The 21,631-nt window shown below is 72.2% G+C and carries 20 protein-coding genes; 2 read left to right on the forward strand and 18 right to left on the reverse strand.

Features of this window, described 5'->3' with window-relative positions:
* Positions 1 to 32: 32 nt before the first annotated feature.
* Entirely contained in the window at positions 33 to 692 is a 660-nt protein-coding gene (gene rpe / locus ABRP24_RS09820) for a ribulose-phosphate 3-epimerase (RefSeq protein ID WP_259572441.1), read from the reverse strand.
* Between the two features lie 47 nt (positions 693 to 739).
* On the reverse strand, positions 740 to 1,342 hold the full coding sequence (locus ABRP24_RS09825) for a TetR/AcrR family transcriptional regulator (protein WP_349848631.1): 603 nt from the start codon (positions 1,340 to 1,342) through the stop codon (positions 740 to 742).
* 62 nt (positions 1,343 to 1,404) lie between these two features.
* On the opposite strand from ABRP24_RS09825, the gene ABRP24_RS09830 reads away from it, so the two are divergent.
* Positions 1,405 to 2,049: an NAD(P)H-binding protein gene (locus tag ABRP24_RS09830; RefSeq protein ID WP_349848633.1), complete on the forward strand. Its 645-nt coding sequence runs from the start codon at positions 1,405 to 1,407 to the stop codon at positions 2,047 to 2,049.
* A gap of 27 nt (positions 2,050 to 2,076) precedes the next feature.
* Here ABRP24_RS09830 and ABRP24_RS09835 read toward each other — a convergent pair whose 3' ends face one another.
* Positions 2,077 to 3,645, reverse strand: a complete 1,569-nt coding sequence (locus ABRP24_RS09835) for a transcription antitermination factor NusB (protein ID WP_349848635.1) — start codon at positions 3,643 to 3,645, stop codon at positions 2,077 to 2,079.
* Positions 3,642 to 4,577 (reverse strand): methionyl-tRNA formyltransferase, encoded by a 936-nt coding sequence (gene fmt / locus ABRP24_RS09840; protein WP_349848637.1) that lies wholly within the window; start codon positions 4,575 to 4,577, stop codon positions 3,642 to 3,644. Before fmt ends, ABRP24_RS09835 begins: the two co-directional genes overlap by 4 nt.
* Before the next feature lie 134 nt (positions 4,578 to 4,711).
* On the opposite strand from fmt, the gene ABRP24_RS09845 reads away from it, so the two are divergent.
* The gene (locus ABRP24_RS09845) at positions 4,712 to 5,167 is read left to right on the forward strand and encodes a DUF4383 domain-containing protein (protein WP_349848639.1); all 456 of its coding nucleotides are present in this window, start codon (positions 4,712 to 4,714) and stop codon (positions 5,165 to 5,167) included.
* Between the two features lie 124 nt (positions 5,168 to 5,291).
* Here the strand turns inward: ABRP24_RS09845 and ABRP24_RS09850 are convergent, their stop codons facing one another.
* The 14 genes from ABRP24_RS09850 to ABRP24_RS09915 all read right to left on the reverse strand — a co-directional run bounded on the left by ABRP24_RS09850 (position 5,292) and on the right by ABRP24_RS09915 (position 21,438).
* Complete coding sequence (locus ABRP24_RS09850; RefSeq protein WP_349848641.1) at positions 5,292 to 7,274, reverse strand: primosomal protein N'; 1,983 nt, start codon at positions 7,272 to 7,274, stop codon at positions 5,292 to 5,294.
* A gap of 8 nt (positions 7,275 to 7,282) precedes the next feature.
* Positions 7,283 to 8,494: a methionine adenosyltransferase gene (gene metK, locus ABRP24_RS09855; protein WP_349848643.1), complete on the reverse strand. Its 1,212-nt coding sequence runs from the start codon at positions 8,492 to 8,494 to the stop codon at positions 7,283 to 7,285.
* Positions 8,495 to 8,499: 5 nt separating this feature from the next.
* Entirely contained in the window at positions 8,500 to 8,763 is a 264-nt protein-coding gene (gene rpoZ / locus ABRP24_RS09860; RefSeq protein WP_017887186.1) for a DNA-directed RNA polymerase subunit omega, read from the reverse strand.
* Positions 8,764 to 8,790: 27 nt separating this feature from the next.
* Entirely contained in the window at positions 8,791 to 9,714 is a 924-nt protein-coding gene (gmk, locus tag ABRP24_RS09865) for a guanylate kinase (protein WP_349848645.1), read from the reverse strand.
* Complete coding sequence (gene pyrF / locus ABRP24_RS09870; protein ID WP_349848647.1) at positions 9,711 to 10,595, reverse strand: orotidine-5'-phosphate decarboxylase; 885 nt, start codon at positions 10,593 to 10,595, stop codon at positions 9,711 to 9,713. Before pyrF ends, gmk begins: the two co-directional genes overlap by 4 nt.
* Positions 10,596 to 10,606: 11 nt before the next feature.
* Complete coding sequence (carB, locus tag ABRP24_RS09875; RefSeq protein ID WP_110858972.1) at positions 10,607 to 13,900, reverse strand: carbamoyl-phosphate synthase large subunit; 3,294 nt, start codon at positions 13,898 to 13,900, stop codon at positions 10,607 to 10,609.
* Positions 13,900 to 15,099, reverse strand: coding sequence for a glutamine-hydrolyzing carbamoyl-phosphate synthase small subunit (gene carA / locus ABRP24_RS09880; protein ID WP_071244767.1), 1,200 nt, complete (start codon positions 15,097 to 15,099; stop codon positions 13,900 to 13,902). The genes carB and carA overlap by 1 nt, the downstream gene beginning before the upstream one ends.
* Positions 15,096 to 15,659 carry a hypothetical protein gene (locus tag ABRP24_RS09885; protein WP_051596738.1) on the reverse strand — a complete coding sequence of 188 codons (564 nt, stop codon included), beginning with the start codon at positions 15,657 to 15,659 and terminating at the stop codon, positions 15,096 to 15,098. Before ABRP24_RS09885 ends, carA begins: the two co-directional genes overlap by 4 nt.
* Positions 15,656 to 17,014, reverse strand: a complete 1,359-nt coding sequence (locus ABRP24_RS09890) for a dihydroorotase (protein WP_349848651.1) — start codon at positions 17,012 to 17,014, stop codon at positions 15,656 to 15,658. Before ABRP24_RS09890 ends, ABRP24_RS09885 begins: the two co-directional genes overlap by 4 nt.
* The gene (locus ABRP24_RS09895) at positions 17,011 to 17,985 is read right to left on the reverse strand and encodes an aspartate carbamoyltransferase catalytic subunit (protein ID WP_173034010.1); all 975 of its coding nucleotides are present in this window, start codon (positions 17,983 to 17,985) and stop codon (positions 17,011 to 17,013) included. Before ABRP24_RS09895 ends, ABRP24_RS09890 begins: the two co-directional genes overlap by 4 nt.
* Complete coding sequence (gene pyrR, locus ABRP24_RS09900) at positions 17,985 to 18,551, reverse strand: bifunctional pyr operon transcriptional regulator/uracil phosphoribosyltransferase PyrR (RefSeq protein WP_349848653.1); 567 nt, start codon at positions 18,549 to 18,551, stop codon at positions 17,985 to 17,987. Before pyrR ends, ABRP24_RS09895 begins: the two co-directional genes overlap by 1 nt.
* Before the next feature lie 57 nt (positions 18,552 to 18,608).
* Entirely contained in the window at positions 18,609 to 19,061 is a 453-nt protein-coding gene (nusB, locus tag ABRP24_RS09905) for a transcription antitermination factor NusB (protein ID WP_027465744.1), read from the reverse strand.
* An 11-nt stretch (positions 19,062 to 19,072) separates the two neighbouring features.
* Entirely contained in the window at positions 19,073 to 19,636 is a 564-nt protein-coding gene (gene efp / locus ABRP24_RS09910) for an elongation factor P (protein WP_027465745.1), read from the reverse strand.
* 110 nt (positions 19,637 to 19,746) lie between these two features.
* Positions 19,747 to 21,438 (reverse strand): AarF/UbiB family protein, encoded by a 1,692-nt coding sequence (locus ABRP24_RS09915; RefSeq protein ID WP_349848656.1) that lies wholly within the window; start codon positions 21,436 to 21,438, stop codon positions 19,747 to 19,749.
* Positions 21,439 to 21,631 lie beyond the last annotated feature (193 nt).

Below are 21,631 nucleotides of genomic sequence, written 5' to 3' on the forward strand. Positions count from 1 at the left end.
GGTGCCGCCGGTGCGCTCCGGCGCTCCCCCGGTCACGAGCGCGCCCGAGCGGCGGCCTCGCGCAGGTCGGCGATGCGCGCGGCGGGTTCGCCGCCGTACACCGCGGAGCCCGCCACCAGGGTGTCGGCACCGCTCCGGACGGCCTCGGGCACGGTGTCGACCGCGATCCCGCCGTCCACCTCGAGCCAGACGTCGAGCCCGGACGCGTCGACGGCGGCGCGGGCGTCGGCGAGCTTCGGCATCACGGACGGCATGAAGGACTGGCCGCCGAACCCGGGCTCGACCGTCATCAGCAGGATCATGTCGTAGGCGTCGAGGTGGTGCAGCACCTGCGTGATCGGGGTGCCGGGCTTCACGGCGATCGCCGCGCGGGCACCGTTCGACCGGATCGCCGCGGCGGTCGCCACCGGGTCGTCGGCTGCCTCGAAGTGGAACGTGACGCTCGACGCGCCCGTCTCGGCGTACTTCGGCGCATTGCGGTCGGCGTCGGTGACCATCAGGTGCACGTCGAGCGGCACCGGCGACACCTGCTGCAAGCGCTGCACGATCGGCAGCCCGAGCGTCAGGTTCGGGACGAAGTGGTTGTCCATCACGTCGACGTGCACCAGGTCGGCGGTCTCGATGCGCTGGAGTTCGCGCTCGAGGTTCGCGAAGTCTGCGGACAGGATGCTCGGCGAGATGCGGATCGTCACCGGGCAAGCCTACCGGCGCGAGCCTGCCGGGCCGCTCCGTGGCGACGTCAGCGCCCGCCGACCACCCGGGTGCCGAGCTCCGAGCCGAGCATCGTCTCGAGCGCGGCGTCGACGAGCCGTTCGCCCTGCATCCGGTCGATCCGGTGCGAGACGACCAGGGTGGCGATCCCCTGCATGGTCGCCGCGAACAGGAGCTTGAAGAGGAGTCGGGCGTCCGCACCGTCGTCCCCCGTCGTCGCGGTTCCCACGGCACCCTCGAGCACCGCGAACAGCGACTCCGCGGCAGCCTGCACGGGGCCTGTCCGGCCGGTCGTCTTCGCGTGGAACATGAGGTCCATCAGCGCCGCGTCGTCGATTGCGAAGTCCACGTACGCCAGGGCGACCCGGCGGAACCGGTCCTCCAGCCCGTCGGCACCCGACAGTGCCCGGCGCACGGCAGCGGTCAACCGGTCGAAGCCGAGTTCGGCGAGGGCGTCGAGGAGCGCCTGCCGATCGACGAAGTGACTCCGGGGGGCGCCGTGACTGACCCCGGCGCGGCGGGCGAGGTCGCGGAGCGAGAGTCCGTCGATCCCTGACTCCCGAAGCACCGCGACGGCCTCGTCGAGGAGCACCGCCCGCAGGTTCCCGTGGTGGAAGGGCCGCTCGGTCATGGGGACATCCTAGTCCCGAACTAGGCATTGACTATTTTCTAGGCAACGCCTATTTTGACGACATGCCTTCGGAACAGACCCTCCTCGTGTTCGGCGCGACCGGCCAAACCGGCCAGCACTTCACCCGACTCGCACTCGACGCCGGGCACCGCGTCCGAGCAGTCGCACGGACGCCGTCGAAGCTGGCTGTCCAGCACGACGACCTGCAGGTCGTGCAGGGCTCGGTCGCCGACGACCTCGACCTCGATGCACTGCTCGACGGCGTGACGGGCGTCGTCGTGATGCTCGGGGACGTCGCCGCGCAACGCGAGCGACCCGTCAACACGCAGTTCGTCCGCGCCCTCGTCCCCGCCATGCGCCGGAACGGCACCCGGCGCCTGCTGTACCAGGCCGGTGGGCTGAGCGCCCCTCCCGGCAAGCGGCTCGCCCCCGTGCTCCGCCTCGTCCGATCGACGCTTGCGCGGGACTACCGCGGCCAACACGCGGACAACGAGGCGGTCATGCGCTACCTCGACGCCGAAGCGCAGGACATCGCCTGGACCGTCCACCGGGCTGGCATCGGCTCGGACGACCCCACGAAGGGCGAGCTCCGCCGGTCGGCGCGGCGGATCAGCATCGGCACGTTCCGGGACTGTGCCGCGTACAACCTACGGGCGCTGTTCGACGACTCGGCCGTGCACACCTGCGAGGGCAGCGTCTACCAGTGAGGAGCCTGAACGCCGTGGGCCGGGGCCTCAGTCGACGCGACGGAACAGCGCGATGAACATCGCGTCCGTCCCGATCCGGTGCGGCCACAGCTGCGCCGTGGCACCGTCCGCGATCTCGGGGTCGCGCGCGGCGACAACCCGGACGATCGTGGCGGTGTCGAGCTGCTCGAGCCGGTCCCCGTGCCGCCCCATCAGCGCGTCGACCTGCCCGCGGGTCTCGGCGAGGTGCGGCGAACACGTCACGTACGCCAGGGTCCCACCCGGTGCGAGCACCCGGACGGCGGCGTCGAGCAGTTCGGTCTGCAGGGCAGCGAGCTCCTCGACGTCCTCGGGGAGCTTTCGCCAGCGTGCTTCCGGTCGGCGACGCAGCGCGCCGAGCCCGGTGCACGGGGCGTCGAGCAGGATGCGGTCAAAGGTCATCCCGGTGCCGTCGCGTCCGTACCGACGGGCGTCGCCCTCGACGACCCGCACGTGGTCACCGAACACGCCGAGGGCGTTCCGCACGAGTCCGGCGCGGGCGGGCACGAGCTCGTTGGCGACCAGGGTCGCCCCGCCCTGCTGCGCCTCGGCGGCGAGCAGCGCGGCCTTGCCGCCGGGCCCGGCGCACATGTCGAGCCACCGCTCCCCCGCACGCACGTCCGACGAGCGGCTCAACGCCAGCGCGGCGAGCTGCGAGCCCTCGTCCTGCACGCGCAGGCGTCCGGCGGCGACGCCCGGCACGCGCGCCGGGTCGCCGCTGATGCCGCGGATGCCGACGGGCGACACCGGCGCGGCATCCGCCTGCACGACGGGCTCCTCGGCCCGGACGGGAGGCACGGTGCCGGTCGCGCCGTCGGCCTCCGGTTCGTCGTCGGCGGGCACCAGGGCCGCGGGCACGTCGTCCGCACCGGTCGCGTCGGCGAACGCGGCATCGGTGTCGTCGTCCGGAGCGGTGCGGGCGGTCGCGGTGGCGATGTCCTCGTCGGTGGCGAGGCCGGGCAGGGCCGCGAGCTGCACCCGGGGTGCGGCGTTGTCGGCGGCGAGCAGGGCGGCGAGCTCGTCGCGGGAACGTTCGGCGGCCAGGGCGTCGCGGAGCGCCGAGACGACCCAGACGGGGTGCGACCAGCGGGTGGCCAGCAGGGCGTCCCCGGCGCGACCCTCGGTGATCAGGGCGTCCCACTCCTGGTCGGTTCGGGCGGCGATCTTGCGCATCACGGCGTTCACGAACCCGGTCGCGCGGCGGGCACCGACCTCGCGGGCGAGCTCGACCGTGGCGTCGACGGCGGCGTGCGTCGGCGTGCGCATGGCGAGCAGCTGGTGGGCACCGAGGCGCATCACGTCGAGGACGTCCGCCTCGATGTTCTCGGCCCGGCGACCGGAGGCCAGCGCGATGATCACGTCGTAGCGGCCGAGCATCCGGATCGACCCGTAGGTGAGCTCGGTCGCGAACCCGGCGTCGCGGGCGGTGAGCCCGGCGCGGCGGATGCGCGTCGGCAGCAGCAGGTTCGCGTAGGCGTCGTCGACCTGCACGGCGCGGAGCACGTCGAACGCCACGCGGCGGGCGCTGGCCGGACGCGGGCCGCGGCGGGCACCCTGGGGCTTCGTCTGGGGGCTCATGCGAGGACCTTCCCGTCCAGTTCGCCGAGGCCACGGGCCCAGGCGGCGGCGTCCATCGCCTTCTTGCCGGCCGGCTGCACCTCGAGCAGCACCAGCGGGGTGTCGGCGGTCCCGACCAGCAGCCGACCGCCGTGGAGTGCGAGCGCACCCGGCGCGAGCGACGGGGCGGGGTCCTGCGTGCCTCCCGGCTGGAGGGTGCTGCGGAGCAGCTTCACGCGGGTCTCGCCCAGGTGGGCGTACGCGCCGGGCTCGGGCGTGACCCCGCGCAGCCGGGCGTGCACGACGGTGGCGGGCGCGGCGAAGTCGATGCGGCCGTCGTCGATCGTGAGCTTCGGGGCGACCGTGGGCTCGCCGGACTGCTCGGTCGCGACGGCGGTGCCGGCGGCGATGGCGTCCACGACGTCCGCCACCACGTCGGCGCCGACCTCGGCCATCGCCGCGAGGACCTCGCCCGAGGTCGCCTCGTGGTCGATCTCGAAGGGCCGCGCGGCGTAGACCGGACCGGCGTCGAGCGCCTCGACCAGCTGGAAGACCGTCGCGGCGGTCCGGGTGTCGCCGGCCATCACCGCACGCTGCACGGGAGCAGCACCGCGGTACGCCGGCAGGTCGGAGAAGTGCAGGTTGATCCAGCCGTGCCTCGGGGCGTCGAGCGCCGGGCGGCGGAGCAGTGCACCGTAGGCGACGATCACGCCGAGGTCGACGTCGAGGTCCGCGATCCGGGCGGTGACGGTGTCGTCGACGCGCGAGGCCTCGATGACCGGCAGACCGAGCTCCGCGGCGACGACGGCCACCGGGGTCGGGGTGAGGACACGCTTGCGGCCCTGCGGAGTGGCCGGCCGCGTGAGCACCGCGACGATCTCGTGGTCGGACGCCGCCAGACGGCGGAGGGTGGGGACGGCCGCAGCGGGGCTGCCGGCGACGACGAGACGCATGGGTTCGATCCTCCCACGCGCGAGCCACTGCGCCTTGCCCGGTCGCCGGCATCACGGTGCGCGTTCCGGCTCACCTTGGGGACAGCAGAGCATCGGCTGCGTACGGTCTGAACCACATCAGGAGAGGAAACCCCATGAGCGACGTCACCACCGCCACCAACCGCTACGCCGGTTCGTCCGTCCAGAAGGCCGCCCTCGTGGTCGGCATCGTGTTCCTGCTCGTCGGGATCGCCGGGTTCATCCCCGGCATTACGACCGGCGACCTGGCCGGGGCCGGACACGAGTCGATGGGCATGCTGCTCGGCATCTTCCAGGTGTCCGTGCTGCACAACATCGTGCACCTGCTGTTCGGCGTCATCGGGCTGCTCGCCGCCAACCGTGCCTCCGGCTCGCGGATGTACCTGGTGATCGGCGGGATCGTCTACTTCGTGCTGTGGATCTACGGCCTGTTCACCGCCGGCCACAGCTCGGGTGCGAACTTCGTGCCGCTGAACAACGCCGACAACTGGCTGCACCTCGTCCTCGCCATCGGCATGGTCGCCCTCGGCGTCGTGCTGCCGCGCGAGCGTCGCCGGCCCGCCAACGCCTGACCGACCCGCACCAGCCGGTCGCCGCACGGCGGCAGACCCCGAACGACACCGCCGACGTCCCAAGACGTCGACGGTGTCGTTCTGCATCTGGGCCACCAGTCGTGCCCAAGCGGGCCCGACGGCGTCAGACCTCGGAGAACGGTTCGGCGTCGTCCAACCGCACCCGCAGCGTCGGAGCGGCGCGTCGGCGGTTGCCGCCCTTGAGCACCCGCCGGGTCGACGAGCGCCGGATCACCTCGGCCTTGAGCGTCGCCGCGACCTCGGCCCCGTGCGCGTACGGGAACCGCACGATCGCCCGGACCGTGCCCGGCAGGGCGTCGTCCTCGACCGGGACCGGGCCGAGCACCGGACCGACGACGGCGTCGCCGAGCGCTTCGACCGCCGCGGTGACGGCTTCGTCGGTACCGGTCATCGTCGCCACCCGGACCGCCGGTGGGAAGTGGAGTTCGCGGCGGTCGGTCAGCTCGTCGTGCGCGGGTCCGTCGAGTCGCCACAGGGCCATCGCCGAGGCCAGCCGACCGCCGATCCCGACCAGGTACACCTCGGCCCCGGGAGACGACTTCGCCGCCGCGTTCGTCCAGAAGCGCAGGACGTCCTCCTGCACGCGCAGCCCCTCGCGGGCGAGCATCTTCTCACCGTCCAGCAGCAGCACGCAGGCGTAGCCCCCCGGCACCGACGGCTCGGCCCCACGGGTGGCGACGACGACGGACGGGCGGGCGGGGACCTCGTCGAGCGGGCGAGAGCCGTCGGCGACGACGATCCGCGTGCCGGGGAACGCCCGCCCGAGTTCGTCGGCGGTCCGTTGCGCTCCCTGACCGACCGGCTTGACGGTGCCGTTGCCGCACGTCGGGCAGCGGAACCCGACGGCCAGGGCGCCGCAGAAGCGGCACTGGGGAGTGGCGCCACGGTGCGGGCTGCCGAGCGGCCCGCCGCAGACCCGGCAGTGCGCGCGTTCGCCGCACTCGGCACAGACCAGCCCGGTGCCGAAGCCGGGGCTCGCGACCTGCACCAGGACGGCACCGTGCTGGCTGGCCTCGCGCGCGGCACGCCACGCAGAGCTCGGGATGCGCGCCTGCGCGGCGAACCCCTCGGCCCCGGTCTGCTGCACGGTGGGGATGACCTTCGGGGTCTTCACGCGGTACGGCACGACGTCCTGCAGCCAGTGCAGCTCGACCAGGCGCTGCACGTCGGTGCTGCGCGCGTGTGAGACGAACAGCAGCGCGGCACCGGACTGGGCGGCCCGCACCAGGGCGACGTCGCGCGTGTGCACGTAGGGCGCCCGCTGCTCGATGAACGAGGCGTCGCCGTCGTCCCACATGGCGATCAGGCCGAGCTCCGTCGCCGGTGCGTACATCGCCGTGCGGTTGCCGATCGCGACCACCGGGTGCGTGCGGGCCTGCAGCAGTGCCTTCGCGCGCTGCCCGTTCGTCTGCTTGGCGTCGAAGCGCACCACCCGCTCCGGTGGCAGCACGGCGAGCAGGGCACGCTCGAGGTCGATGACGTCGCGGAAGTCCGGAACGGCGATCACCGCGGACTGCTCGGCCGCCACCGCGTGCGCGGCTGCCTGGGCGAGCGTCGCGGCCCACCCCGGGACCCAGACCGGCGCGTCCGCGTCACCCAACGACACGGGCTGGGGCACGGCGGCGACCGCAGCGCGTCCGTGCTCCGTCACCACGGCCTCCAGGACGCCGTCGGCGTAGCCGGTGACGGGCGGGGCGGTCACCGGCGGCGGCGACCACGCGGTGTCCCGGGCGAGCCAGGCCTTCTCGGCGCGCACCTGCCGCGGGGGCACGGCGAGGCGCAGCACGTCGGAGGCGACACCCGCGGCCCGGTCGGCGACGGCGCGTGCGAGGGTCCAGATCTCCGGCGCCAGGACGGGCACCGGGGACAGGACGGCCTCGATCTGGCTCAACTCACCCGGGTACTCACCCTCGGTGACGATCTCGACGACGTAGCCGTCGGACATCCGTGCCCCGGTGCGCAGCGGCACCTTGACGCGGACCCCCGCGACGCAGTCGTCCTCGAGCTCGGCCGGTACCCGGTAGTCGAACAGACGGTCCAACTGCGGGAGCGGCGAGTCGAGGACGACGCGCGCGACGGTGGTCACGCGGTGCTTCAGACGGTCGCGGCGACGAGTCCTGCGGCGGCCCGGAGTTCCTCGACACGGTCGAGCTGCTCCCACGTGAACCCGGGGAGCTCGCGGCCGAAGTGGCCGTAGGTCGCGGTCTGCGCGTAGATCGGTCGGAGCAGGTCGAGGTCGCGGATGATCGCGGCCGGACGCAGGTCGAACACCTGGCGGATGGCGGCCTCGATCGTGGCGTCGTCGACGTGTCCGGTGCCGAAGGTCTCGACGTAGAGCCCGACGGGCTTCGCACGGCCGATCGCGTACGCGACCTGCACCTCGAGCCGGTCGGCGAGCCCCGCGGCGACCGCGTTCTTGGCGACCCAGCGCAGCGCGTACGCCGCCGAACGGTCGACCTTCGACGGGTCCTTGCCGCTGAACGCGCCGCCACCGTGACGGGAAGCCCCGCCGTAGGTGTCGACGATCACCTTGCGGCCGGTCAGCCCGGCGTCGCCCTGGGGGCCGCCGATCTCGAAGCGACCGGTCGGGTTCACGATGACGTCGACGTGCGACGAGTCGAGGTCGACCAGGTCGAGGACCGGACGGATCACGTGCTCGGTGATCGAGGCGGTGAGCTCGTCGAGCGTGACGCTCGGCGAGTGCTGCGTGGAGAGCACGACGGTCTCGACGGTCTTCGGCACGACGCCGTCGTACCCGATGGTGACCTGGGTCTTGCCGTCCGGGCGCAGGAACGACAGCTCGCCCGACTTCCGGACCGCGGCCAGGCGCTCGGCCAGGCGGTGCGCCAGCCAGATCGCGACCGGCATGTACTCGGGGGTCTCGTTCGTCGCGAAGCCGAACATGATGCCCTGGTCGCCGGCGCCCTGACGGTCGAGCGGGTCGACCGCACCGGTGCGGGAGTCGAGCGACTCGTCCACACCCTGCGCGATGTCCGGCGACTGCGCACCGATCGAGACCTCGACACCACAGGTGGCACCGTCGAACGAGACGTCCGACGAGTTGTAGCCGATCCCGGTGATGACGTCACGGACGAGCTTGGGGATCTCGACGTAGCCGGAGGTCGTGACCTCGCCGGCGACGTGCACGAGCCCGGTGGTCACCATCGTCTCGACGGCGACGCGCGCGTTCGGGTCGACCGCCAGCAGTGCGTCGAGGATGCTGTCCGAGATCTGGTCGCAGATCTTGTCGGGGTGCCCCTCGGTCACCGACTCGGACGTGAAGAGGCGGAGAGCAGCTGCAGTCACCGGGATCAGTCGGTGGGCTGCTGCTGCTTGGTGACGGTGAGCTTGTCCTCGTTGATCTCGTGGAGCGCGACGGACAGCGGCTTGTCGTCGATCGTCGAGTCGACGAGCGGTCCGACGTTGTCGAAGAGCGAGCCCTCGTGCAGGTCGGCGTAGTAGTCGTTGATCTGGCGGGCGCGCTTGGACGCGAAGATGACGAGCGCGTACTTCGACTCGACCTTGCTGAGCAGGTCGTCGATGGGCGGGTCGATGATGCCCTGGGGGTTGGCCATGGTGTCTCCTCGAAGTCAGTGCACCCGTCAGGGCGCAGAGAACAAGTCTACGACCTCACGTGCCGCGGTGCCGACATCGGAGTTCACGATCCGCACGTCGAACTCGTCCTGGGCGGCCAGCTCGACCTTCGCGGTCTGGAGGCGACGGGCCTGTTCCTCCGCGGATTCGGTCCCGCGGCCGATGAGCCGGCGCACCAGTTCCTCCCACGTCGGGGGCAGCAGGAACACGAGCACCGCCTCGGGCATGGCGTCGCGGACCTGCCGGGCGCCCTGCAGGTCGATCTCGAGCATGACCTTCTCGCCGGCGTCGAGCGCGCGGTCGATCGGCGGGCGCGGGGTGCCGTAGCGGTACGAGTTGTGGACGGTCGCCCACTCGAGCAGCTCACGGTCGCGGATCATGCGGTCGAACTCGTCGTCGTCCACGAAGTAGTAGTGCACGCCGTCGACCTCGCCGGGGCGCGGCTTCCGCGTGGTGGCGGAGACGCTGAGGTTGACGTCCGGGTAGTGCTGTCGGATGTGCGCGCTGACCGTGCCCTTGCCGACCGCGGTGGGTCCGGCGAGCACGACGAGCTTCGAGGCACCACGCTTGCGACCGCGGGCGGCGAGCCAGTCGGCCAGGGCCGCGCGCTGCCGGGTCCCCAGGCCACCGAGGCGCTTCGACCGTGCGATCCGCAGGGACCCCATGATCGCCTCGGCTCGCGCGGGGCCGATGCCCGGCAGGCTCACCAGCAGGTCACGGACCCGCAGCGAGCGTTCCGCCGAGGTCGTCTCGACCAGCGAGTCGTCCCACGCGGTACGGGCGACGTCGAGTGCGGAGCGCTCCCCCGACGCGATCGCGGCCTTCACCGCGGCCCGGGCGCGTCGCGCGGCGACGGCGGCCTTCGCCGCGGCGACGCGGTCGACCTCTGGCGGGGTGCGGTGGGCGGGCAGGCCCTCGTGGTCGTCGGTCACGCTGCCGCCGCCAGTGCGGTGCGGATGCGATCGGCGCGGTCGGCGACGAGCGCCGCGGCACCGTCCGGACCGTCGGTCAGCAGGCCGCGCGACTCGCTCACGAGCACCTGCTCGGCACGCGCGCCGTACAGCGCACGGAGGTCCTCGATGCGGGCGCCCTGGGCACCGAAGCCCGGAGCGAGGACCGGCGCCGTGCCGATCGCGTCCGCGTCGATGCCGAAGTCGTCGAGGTGAAGGGTCGCGCCGAGCACGAGCCCGACGTCGCCGAGGGCCTGATCGCCCACGGACCGGTTGTCGTCTGCCACGTCCAGAACGATACCGGCCGCGACCGTCCGGCCGGTACGCGGTCCCTCGGCCAGCACCGCGGTCTGCAGCACCCGGGCCTCGGGGTTGCTCGTCGCCGCGAGCACGAAGACCCCGGCACCGTTCCGGCGCGCGACGTCGATCGTGCCCCGGAGCGAGCCGTACCCGAGGTACGGCGACACGGTCATCGCGTCGGCCGCGAACGGCCCGTCGCGGTCGAGCCACGCGAGCGCGTAGTCGTCACCGGTGGTCCCGATGTCGCCCCGCTTCACGTCGGCGACGACCAGGAGGCCCGCATCGCGTGCCCGGCGGATCGTCGCGTCGAGCGCACGGTAGCCAGCCACCCCCGCCGCCTCGAAGAAGGCGACCTGCGGCTTCACGATCGCCGCGCGGCCGGCGGCCGCGTCGACCAGCGTCGCGCCGAACGCCGTGAGGCCCTGCTCGTCGCGGGCGAGCCCCCACGCCGCCAGGGTGGCGGCGTGGGGGTCGATCCCGACGCAGAGCGGTGAGCGCTCCCCCATGGCGGACGCGAGGCGGACGCCGAAGGAGGCCGGGCCTCCAGACCGGGGCGTGTCCACGCCGGCAGCCGTCACCAGGTCGCGCGCTCGCGCGCGTAGTCCTGCAGGCTGCGGACGTTGAGCGGCGAGCCGATCGTCTCGATCGCCGCGACGGCCGCCCCGATCTGCGCGATCGTCGTGAAGAGGGGCTTGTCCGCCGCCACCGTGGCCGCACGGATCTCGTACCCGTCCGCACGACCGGCGGCACCCGACGGCGTGTTGATGACGATGTCGACCTCGCCCGTGGCGAGCAGGTCGACGACGCTCTCGCCGCCCTGGCTGTACTTGCCGACGATCCCGACCTCGATGCCGTTGCGGCGGAGGATCTCCGCCGTGCCCTCGGTCGCGATGATCGTGAAGCCGAGCTGCTGCAGGCGGTGCACCGGCAGCACGATCGCACGCTTGTCGGTGTCGGCGACGCTCACGAAGACCGTGCCGCTGGTCGGCAGGCCGCCGTACGCGGCGTCCTGCGACTTGAGGAAGGCCCGCGGGAAGTCGCGGTCGATGCCCATGACCTCGCCGGTGGAGCGCATCTCGGGGCTGAGCACCGAGTCGACGACCTGGCCCTCGCGGGTGCGGAAGCGACGGAAGGGCAGCACGGCCTCCTTCACGGCGACCGGCGACTGCGCGGGCACGAACGCGCCGTCACGCTCGGGCAGCATGCCCTCGGCGACGAGCTCGGCGACCGTGGTGCCGGTCATGATGCGGGACGCGGCCTTGGCCAGCGGGATGCCGAGCGCCTTCGAGACGAAGGGCACCGTGCGGCTGGCGCGCGGGTTCGCCTCGAGGACGTAGAGCACGCCGGCGCCGATGGCGAACTGCACGTTGAGCAGGCCCTGCACGCCGATGCCGCGGGCGATCTTCTCGGTCGCGTCGACCACGCCCTGGATCTCCGCGCGGCCGAGGCCGACCGGAGGCAGGGTGCACGCCGAGTCGCCGGAGTGGATGCCGGCCTCTTCGAGGTGCTCCATGATGCCGCCGATGTACAGCCGCTCGCCGTCGAAGAGCGCGTCGACGTCGATCTCGACGGCGTCGTCCAGGAACCGGTCGACGAGCAGCGGGAGCTCCGGCCCGATGATCGCCTGGTCGGCCATCCGGTCGAAGTAGTCCGCGAGCGACGGGGAGTCGTAGAGGATCTCCATGCCGCGGCCGCCGAGCACGAACGACGGGCGGACGAGGACGGGGTACCCGATCTCCTCGGCCACCGTGGTCGCGCTCGCCAGGTCGTGGGCCGTGCCGTTCCGCGGTGCGAGCAGACCGGCGGCGTCGAGGATGGCGGAGAACTGTCCGCGCTCCTCGGCCGAGTCGATCGCGGTCGGGCTGGTGCCGAGGATCGGGATGCCAGCCGCCTCGAGCGGCTTCGCCAGGCCCAGGGCCGTCTGACCACCGAGCTGCACGACGACGCCGACGAGCTCGCCGGACGCCGCCTCGGCCTCGATGACCTCGAGGACGTCCTCGGCGGTCAGCGGTTCGAAGTACAGGCGGTCCGAGGTGTCGTAGTCGGTCGACACGGTCTCGGGGTTGCAGTTGATCATGATCGTCTCGAACCCGGCGGCGCTCAGCGCGAAGGACGCGTGCACGCAGGAGTAGTCGAACTCGACGCCCTGTCCGATGCGGTTCGGGCCGGAGCCGAGGATGACGACCTTCTTGCGGTCGCTCGGGACGACCTCGGTCTCGGTGTCGTACGACGAGTAGTGGTACGGCGTCAGGGCCGGGAACTCGCCGGCGCAGGTGTCGACCGTCTTGAAGACGGGCCGGATGCCCTGGGCGTGCCGCTCGTCACGGACCTGCTGCTCGGAGACCGGTGCCGCGTCCGAGCTGCGCAGGCTCGCGATCTGGGTGTCGCTGAAGCCGTGCTCCTTCGCCCAGCGCAGGGTGTCCGCGTCGAGGGACTCGGCGGCACGGACCTCGTCCGCGACCTCGTTGATGAGCACGATCTGGTCGATGAACCAGGGGTCGATCTTGGTGGCCTCGAAGACCTCGTCCGCGGTGGCACCCGCGACCAGGGCCTGCTGGACCGTCACGATGCGACCGTCGGTCGGGATCGACGACTTCGTCAGCAGGGCGTCCTTGTCGAGCTCGGCCGCCGGGGTGTCCCAGTGGAAGCTCGACCCGCGCTTCTCGAGCGAGCGCAGCGACTTCTGCAGTGCGGTGGCGTAGTTCCGGCCGATGGCCATCGCCTCGCCGACGCTCTTCATCGTCGTGGTGAGGGTGGCGTCGGCGGCCGGGAACTTCTCGAACGCGAACCGCGGGGTCTTCACGACCACGTAGTCGAGCGTCGGCTCGAAGCTCGCCGGGGTGACCTTCGTGATGTCGTTCTCGATCTCGTCGAGCCGGTAGCCGATGGCGAGCTTCGCCGCGATCTTGGCGATCGGGAAGCCCGTGGCCTTCGACGCGAGGGCCGACGAGCGGGACACGCGGGGGTTCATCTCGATGACGATGACGCGGCCGTTGGACGGGTCGACGGCGAACTGGATGTTGCAGCCGCCGGTGTCGACACCGACGCGACGGATGATGTCGATGCCGATGTTCCGCATGTTCTGGTACTCGCGGTCGGTCAGGGTCAGCGCGGGGGCGACCGTGATCGAGTCACCGGTGTGGACGCCGACCGGGTCGACGTTCTCGATGGAGCAGATGACGACGGTGTTGTCGTAGTTGTCGCGCATCAGCTCGAGCTCGTACTCCTTCCAGCCGAGGATGGACTCCTCGAGCAGGACCTCGGTCGTCGGGCTGGACTGCAGCCCGTCGCCGACGAAGCGGACGAGTTCGGCCTCGTTGTAGGCGAAGCCCGAGCCGAGGCCGCCCATGGTGAAGGACGGGCGGACGACCAGCGGGTACCCGAGGTCCTTCGCGAACTCCTTCGCTTCTTCGAGCGTGTGCGCGATGTGGCTGCGGGCGACGTCGGCACCGGACTCGAGCACGAGCTCCTTGAAGAGCTGGCGGTCCTCGCCGCGCTGGATCGCCTCGACCTTGGCACCGATGAGCTCGACGCCGTGCTTGGTGAGGATGCCGGCCTCGTCGAGCGCGATGGCCGCGTTCAGGGCCGTCTGGCCGCCGAGGGTCGGCAGGACGGCGTCCGGCTTCTCGATGCGGATGATCTCCTCGAGCGACGCGTTCGTGATCGGCTCGATGTAGGTCGCGTCGGCGAAGTCGGGGTCGGTCATGATCGTCGCCGGGTTCGGGTTGACCAGGATGACCCGGACGCCCTCGGCCCGGAGGACGCGGCACGCCTGGGTGCCGGAGTAGTCGAACTCGGCGGCCTGACCGATGACGATCGGGCCGGAACCGATGACGAGGACGGAGTTGATGTCTGCGCGCTTGGGCATCAGTTCGCTTCCTTGGTGATGTCTGCTGCGGGGGTCGTGGCATCGGCGGTGGCCGCGTCGAGCGGCTCCCCGTCGCGACGCTCGCGCACCATGTCCGCGAACCGGTCGAAGAGGTACATGCTGTCGTGCGGTCCGGCGGCGGCCTCGGGGTGGTACTGCACGCTGAACGCCGGCACGTCGAGCGCGCGGAGGCCCTCGACCACGTTGTCGTTCAGCGAGTAGTGCGAGACCTCGACCCGACCGAACCCGGCCGGGGACTCGAGGACCTCGCCGAGGGGCGCGTCGACCGCGAAGCCGTGGTTCTGGCTCGTGATCTCGACCTTGCCCGTGGTCGTGTCCAGCACCGGCTGGTTGATGCCGCGGTGACCGAAGGGCAGCTTGTAGGTGCCGAAGCCGAGCGCACGGCCGAGCAGCTGGTTGCCGAAGCAGATGCCGAAGAACGGCCGGCCGGTGCGCAGGCTGTCCTGCAGCAGTTCGACCTGCGCGTCCGACGCGGCGGGGTCGCCGGGGCCGTTCGAGTAGAACAGGGCGTCCGGTGCGAGGGCTTCGAGCTCCGGCGCGGAGATGTCCTGCGGCACGACGTGCACCTCGAAACCGCGGGCGGCGAGGTACCGGGTGGTCGAGGCCTTCACGCCGAGGTCGAGCACGGCCAGGGTGCCGATCTGCTCGCCCTCGGCGGGGACGACGTAGGTCTCCGGGGTGGACACGACCGCCGAGAAGCTCGCGCCGGCCATCGTCGCCTGCGACACGACCGCGTCCAGCTGCTCCGACTCCGGCAGTGCCGCGTCCGCACCGCTGAAGACGCCGCCCTTCATGGCGCCGGCGTCACGGATGCGGCGGGTGAGCGCGCGGGTGTCGATGCCAGAGATACCGACGATGCCGTCGCGCACCAGGTGGTCGTCGAGCGTGGCGTTCGCGCGGTGGTTCGACACCACGCGACTGGGGTCGCGCACGACGTACCCGGCCACCCAGATGCGACGGGACTCGGGGTCCTCGTCGTTCACGCCCGTGTTGCCGATGTGCGGCGCGGTCTGCACCACGATCTGCCCGGCGTAGGAGGGGTCGGTCAGCGTCTCCTGGTAGCCGGTCATGCCGGTCGCAAAGACCACCTCACCGAGCGTGCGCCCACGGGCGCCGTAGGCCCAGCCGTCGTACCGGGTGCCGTCTTCGAGGACCAGGACGGCCCGTTCGCGTGTCATGCTTTCTTCCCTTCGCCCGCGGTTCGCGGAGCATCGGCCGCAGTCGCCTGCGGCCCGGTCTCGGTCAGTCCCTGCAGGGCGTGCAGCGCGGCTGCGTCGCCCTCCGGGAACCGGAAGTAGGTGTCCAGGTCCGTCGCACCTGCGGCGCCGGTCGCCGTCCATCGCAGACGGACCAGTCCCCCGGGTTCGACCACTCGGTCGATCGCCCACGTGGAGCGGTCGGCGCCGCGGACCGCGTCACGCGCGATCCAGCGGTCGTCCGTGCCGGCGAGGCGCATCACCACGCCGGTCGCGTGGACCGTCACCCCGCCGCGGCCGCGGAACCCGAGGCCGCCTGCGGTGATGCGTTCCAACGGCTGGTCGGCACGGGTCGTCGCGACGGTGAACCCGTCCCACGACCCGACCGCAGGTGCCAGATCGGCCGGTACCCGGACCGGAGGCACGGCTTCCGCCTGCTTCCTGGTCCGCGTCCGCCAGGTGCGCGCCATCGCCACGAACAGGGCGGCGACCGCGAGCAGGATCACCGCGCCGAGGAGCCAGCGCTGGGCGTCGCCGCTCATGCGCGCGCCCCCGTCCGGAGCGCCGCGGCGTGCGCCGCGATCGTCTCCGCGTCGACGACCCGGCCGTCGAGCACCGTCGCGTACCCCTGGTGGAAGGTGGCGACGACCCGGCCCGGCAGCGTCATGCCGAGGTACGGCGAGTTCTGCGACTGCCCAGCGAGGTCGGTGACCGCGAACTCGCGACTGGCCGACGGGTCGTAGAGGGTGATCTCGGCGGGGGCTCCCGCGGCGATCCGCTGCCCGTGCCCCTCGACCTGGCCGATCCGCGCCGGTGCCTCGGACAGCACCCGCGCGACGTCGGCCCAGTCGAGCCGGCCGTCGTCGACCACCGCGGCCTGCACCACGCTCAGCGCGGACTCGAGGCCGACCATGCCGTTCGCAGCGGCGGGCCACTCGCAGCACTTCGCCTCGGCGGTGTGCGGTGCGTGGTCGGTCGCGACGATGTCGATGGTGCCGTCGGCCAGGGCCGCGCGGAGCGCCTCGACGTCCTCGCGGGCGCGGAGCGGCGGGTTCACCTTGTAGCGGGCGTCGTACCCGGGGGCACCGTCGTGGCCGGCGATGAGGTCCTCGGTGAGCACCAGGTGGTGCGGCGTGACCTCGGCCGTGACGTCGATGCCGCGGGACTTGGCCCACCGGATCACCTCGACGCTGCCGGCCGTCGAGACGTGGCAGACGTGCAGGCGTGCTCCGACGTGGTCGGCGAGCAGGACGTCGCGAGCGATGATCGCCTCTTCCGCAACGGCGGGCCAGCCGGCGAGGCCGAGCTCCGAGGACAGTCGGCCCTCGTTCATCTGCGCGCCGATGGTCAGCCGGGGCTCCTGGGCGTGCTGCGCGAGCACCCCGCCGAAGCCCTTGATGTACTCGAGTGCGCGGCGCATGAGCAGCGGGTCGGCCACGCAGGAGCCGTCGTCCGAGAAGACGCGGACCTTCGCCCGGGAGGTCGCCATCGCGCCGATCTCGGACAGGTGGGTGCCCTGCAGCCCCTGTGACACGGCGCCGATCGGGCGGACCGTCACGTAGCCGGCGTCGTCCCCGAGGGCCTGGACCTGCTCGACGACCCCGGCGGTGTCCGCGACGGGGCTCGAGTTCGCCATGGCGTTGACGGCGGTGAACCCGCCGGCAGCCGCGGCACGCGACCCGGTGAGGACCGTCTCGGACTCCTCGTGACCGGGCTCGCGCAGGTGCGTGTGGAGGTCCACGAGACCGGGCAGGGCGATGAGGCCGTCAGCGTCCACGGTGGTGGCGCCGGCCGTGTCGAGACCGGTCCCGACCGCGGTGATGCGCCCGCCCTCCAGACGGATGTCGGCACGCGAGCCGTCGACCAGCTGCGCGCCACGGATCAGGTGAGCGGTCATGCGGCGGACTCCTTCGCGTCGGTGCCGTTGCCGGCGCTGCCCGTCAGGGCGAGGTAGAGGACGGCCATCCGGACCGAGACGCCGTTCTCGACCTGCTCGACGACGGTCGAGCGGGGGTCGTCGGCGGCGACGCCGGCGATCTCGAGTCCGCGGTTCATCGGACCGGGGTGCATGATCAGCGTGCGCTCGGACAGCCGCCCGAAGCGCGCCGCCGTCAGGCCCCAGTGCCGCGTGTACTCGCGCGGGTTCGGGAAGAAGGCGTCGTTCATGCGTTCCTGCTGGATGCGGAGCGTCATGACGACGTCCGGGTCCTCGGCCAGGGCGGTGTCGAGGTCGTGGTGCACCGCGGCGCCGAACGGGGTCGGGGTGGCGGGCAGCAGTGTCGGCGGCGCGGCGAACGTCACGCTCGCCCCGAGGGTGCGGAGCAGCCACGCGTTCGACCGGGCGACCCGGCTGTGCAGCACGTCGCCGATGATCAGGACGCGCACGCCGTCGAGGCCCTGGCCGCGCGAGCCGGTGCCGTGCAGGCGGCGGCGCATGGTGAAGGCGTCGAGCAGCGCCTGCGTCGGGTGCTCGTGGGTCCCGTCACCGGCGTTGACCACGGGGACGTCGATCCAATCGGCGTCGGCGAGCACCCGCGGGGCGCCCGAGGCACCGTGGCGCATGACGATGCCGTCGATGCCCATCGCGCCGAGGGTCTGCACGGTGTCCTTCAGGGATTCGCCCTTCGAGACGCTCGAGCCCTTCGCGGCGAAGTTCAGGACGTCGGCGGACAGGCGCTTCGCCGCGGCCTCGAACGAGATGCGCGTGCGCGTGGAGTCCTCGAAGAAGAGGTTCACCACGGTCTTGCCGCGCAGGGCCGGGAGCTTCCGGACCTCGCGCGTGTTGACCTCGGCCATCTCCTCGGCGACGTCGAGGATGTGGACGGCCTGGTCGCGGGACAGGTCGGCGGTGGAGAGCAGGTGCCGCATCACGCCACCCCCTGCTCGATGAACACGGTGTCGTCGCCGTCGGTCTCGGCCAGGTGCAGCGTGACCCGCTCGTCGGACGCGGTCGGCAGGTTCTTGCCCACGTGGTCCGCACGGATCGGCAGCTCGCGGTGGCCGCGGTCGACGAGCACGGCGAGCCGGACGGCACGCGGCCGTCCGATGCCTTGCAGCGCGTCGAGCGCGGCGCGGACGGTGCGGCCGGAGTAGAGCACGTCGTCGACGAGCACGACGACCTTGCCGTCGATGCCGCCGGCGGGGATGACCGTCCGGTGCGGCGCGCGACCGATGCCGCGGCCGAGGTCGTCCCGGTGCATGGTGACGTCGAGCGTGCCGACACGCTCCGTCCCGATGCCGCCGGCGGCCGAGGACCACTCCGGCTCGATGCCGGCCAGGATCCGGCCGAGGCGCTCCGCCAGGACGGCACCCCGGGTCGGGATGCCGAGGAGCACGAGGTCCGAGCCCCCGTGGTTGGCTTCGAGGATCTCGTGCGCGATGCGTGTCAGGGCACGCGTGATGTCGGGCTGTTGCAGGACCGTTCTGGTTCCCACGTCGACCCCCTTCCCCGCCTCACTGGACGGCATTAAAGGATGCTGACGTGGTCAACCCTACCGGGACTCCTGGTCTCCTGCGACCGTCCGACCGGACGGTGCGCGACCGCCGGCGACGGCCCCGAGCACGCCGTTGACGAAGCCCGCCGAGTCCTCGGTGGACAGCGACTGCGCGAGCTCGACCGCCTCGGCGATGGCGACGGCGTCGGGGACCTCCGGGTTGAACCGGAGCTCCCAAACGGCCATCCGCAGGATGCAGCGGTCGAGGACCGGCATCCGGGCGATCGACCAGCCCTGGGCGTGGTCGACGATGACGGAGTCGATCTCGTGACGGGCGTCGTCGACACCCGTGACGATCTGACGCGCGTAGTCCCAGCTGGAGGCACGCTCCGGCTGGTCCAGGTGCCGGACCGTCTCGGTGGCGAGCACGTCCGCGATCGGCAGCTCGCGCACCTCGGCCACGTACAGCATGTCGAGGGCGCGCTTGCGGGCCTTCGAACGAGCACTCATACGGTCAGCGCCTAGGAGTTGACGCGGCCGAGGAAGCTGCCGTCGCGCGTGTCGATCTTCACCAGGGTGCCGCTCTCCAGGTACAGCGGGACCTGGATGCGGTGGCCGGTCGCGATGATGGTCGCGTCCTTGGTGCCACCGGAGGAACGGTCGCCCTGCAGGCCGGGCTCGGTCTCGACCTCGGTGACGATCGACGTCGGGAGCTCGACGTACAGCGGGTTGCCCTCGTTCATCGCGATGGTGACCATCGCGGACTCGAGCAGGTAGTTCTTGGCGTCGCCGACCACGGTCGCGGAGACCGGGATCTGGTCGTACGTGTCGGTGTCCATGAACACGTAGGAGTCGCCGTCCTCGTAGAGGAACTGGTAGTCACGACGGTCGACGGTCGCGGTGTCGATCTTCGCGCCGGCGTTGAACGTGCGGTCGACGACCTTGCCGGAGACGACGTTCTTGAGCTTCGTGCGGACGAACGCGCCGCCCTTGCCCGGCTTGACGTGCTGGAACTCGACGACCGACCACAGCTGGCCGTCGATGATGAGAACGGCGCCGTTCTTGATGTCTGTGGTACTGGCCATGAGTCGTCGGTGTCCCGTTCGGTCGTGTTGTGAAGTGTCCTCGGGCCGCGGACGGCCCCGGACGAGTGTAGCGGACGCCCGCCCGGCGGCCGGAGCGGTGCGCGCCGCGGTCAGCGTCGCCGTCGGGCGAGCCAGGCGTCGATCGCCGCCCAGCCGAGCAGCACCACCGCCCCTCCCCCGAGCAACCCGCCCGCGACCCCGGTGGACAGGGCCGCCGTCGGTCGCGCCGGCAACGCCAGGTAGACGATCGCCAGGATCCCCGCCCCCGCGCCGAGCAGCACGAGCAGGATGCGCCGGATCATGCCGGACACGAGCTGCCGGTCGCGGCTGTCCGCGAAGAGCCGGATGTTCACCGTGAACCGTCCGGTCTCGATCGCCTCGCCGATGCGGTCCACCCGGCGGGGCAGGCGACGGGCGGCCGACACGACGCCGAGCAGTTCCTTCGCCGCGAGGTCGCGGAGCTTGCCGGGCCGGAGCTGGTCGGTGATCTGCTCCCGGGCGAGTCCGCGGGACTCCTCGAGCAGGTCGAACGACGGTGCGAGCGTGCGGAGGGTGCCCTCGAAGATGGCCAGGGCACGGGCCGCGGCGACGAAGTCCGGCGGCGGCTTCAGCCGGTACCGCCCGAAGACCTCGACCGCGTCGTCCACGGTGTCGACACCGATGCGTGCACCCGGGCCGAGCTCGTCCGCGACGAAGCGGGCGATGTCCCGACGGAAGTCGGGCTCGTCGTGCGCATCGCGCACGGGGGCCATCCGCAGGACCGCATCGGCGATCCGCGACGTGTCGTCCTGCAGGTAGGCGGCCAACAGGTCCTGGACCGTGTCCCGGAGACCCGGGTCGAGCCTCCCGACCGATCCGAAGTCGATCAACGCGGGCCGCCCGTCGGGGAGCACCAGGACGTTCCCCGGGTGCAGGTCCGCGTGGTACAGGCCGTCGAAGACGACCTGGCGCAGGAAGGCGCGGAGGATCGCGCGCATCGGCGCGTCGAGGTCGCGCTCGGAACGCTCGGCGCGGATCGCGCTGAGGGTGTCGCCCTCCAGGAACTCCATCACGAGCACACGCCGGCCGGACAGGTCCGGGTAGGGGTCCGGGAACCGGACCTCGTCCGGACGCGCGCTGCGGGCCTGGGCCGCACGCAGCGCCGTGAGGTTCCGGAGCTCGGAGACGAAGTCGACCTGCCGGATCAGGTCGTCCGCGTACTGGCCGGCGATGTCCTGCACCCCGACCTGCCGCGCCTCGGTCGACCACCGGGCCATGAACCGGACGACCCGCAGCGCGATGTCGACGTCGCGGCGCACCGCGGCGTCGATCCCCGGCCGCTGCACCTTCACGGCGACCGCGGTGCCGTCGGGCAGCCGGGCGCGGTGCACCTGCGCGATGGACGCCGCTGCGACGGGCGCCGGGTCGAAGGTCGCGAAGACCTGGTCGACCGGGGCACCGAGCTCCTGCTCGAGGAGCGCACGGACCTCGTCCGCCGGCGCCGCCGTGACGTTCCGCTGCAGGTGTGCGAGTCCCTCGGTCCACTCCTCGGGCAACAGGTCGTCGCGGGTGGAGAGCAGCTGGCCCATCTTCACGAACCCGCCACCGGCTTCCTCGAGCGCCCGGCGCAGGTGCTCGGCCTGGTCGCGACGCAGGTCCGAGGTGGCCGGGTCGTGCGAGAAGTCGAGACGACGGAACGGCACCAGGTGGTGGCGGCGGGCGATCGAGAGGAGTTCGGTGAAGCGCCGACCACGGGAGCGCAGGGTGCCGGTGTCGGCATCGCGCGGGCCGGAGAGGTCGCTCAGTCGGGGTGGGGTGGGCACGCCCGCCAGTCTGCTCCCCGGTGCTGGGTCCGCAGCGTGCGGGTGGCCCGGTCCGTCGCGTCGCCCCATCCTCCTCCACAGCCTGGAGGCCCGGCGCGGCTTCCACAGGTCGGCGCGGGCCCGGCGCGGGGCTCGGCATAGGAGCGGACACTCGTGCTGTGGAGACAGCACTGATCGCGGCGTGCATCGCCGC

It is taken from the genome of Curtobacterium sp. WHRI 8282, assembly GCF_040223925.2.
Lineage (GTDB): Bacteria > Actinomycetota > Actinomycetes > Actinomycetales > Microbacteriaceae > Curtobacterium > Curtobacterium flaccumfaciens.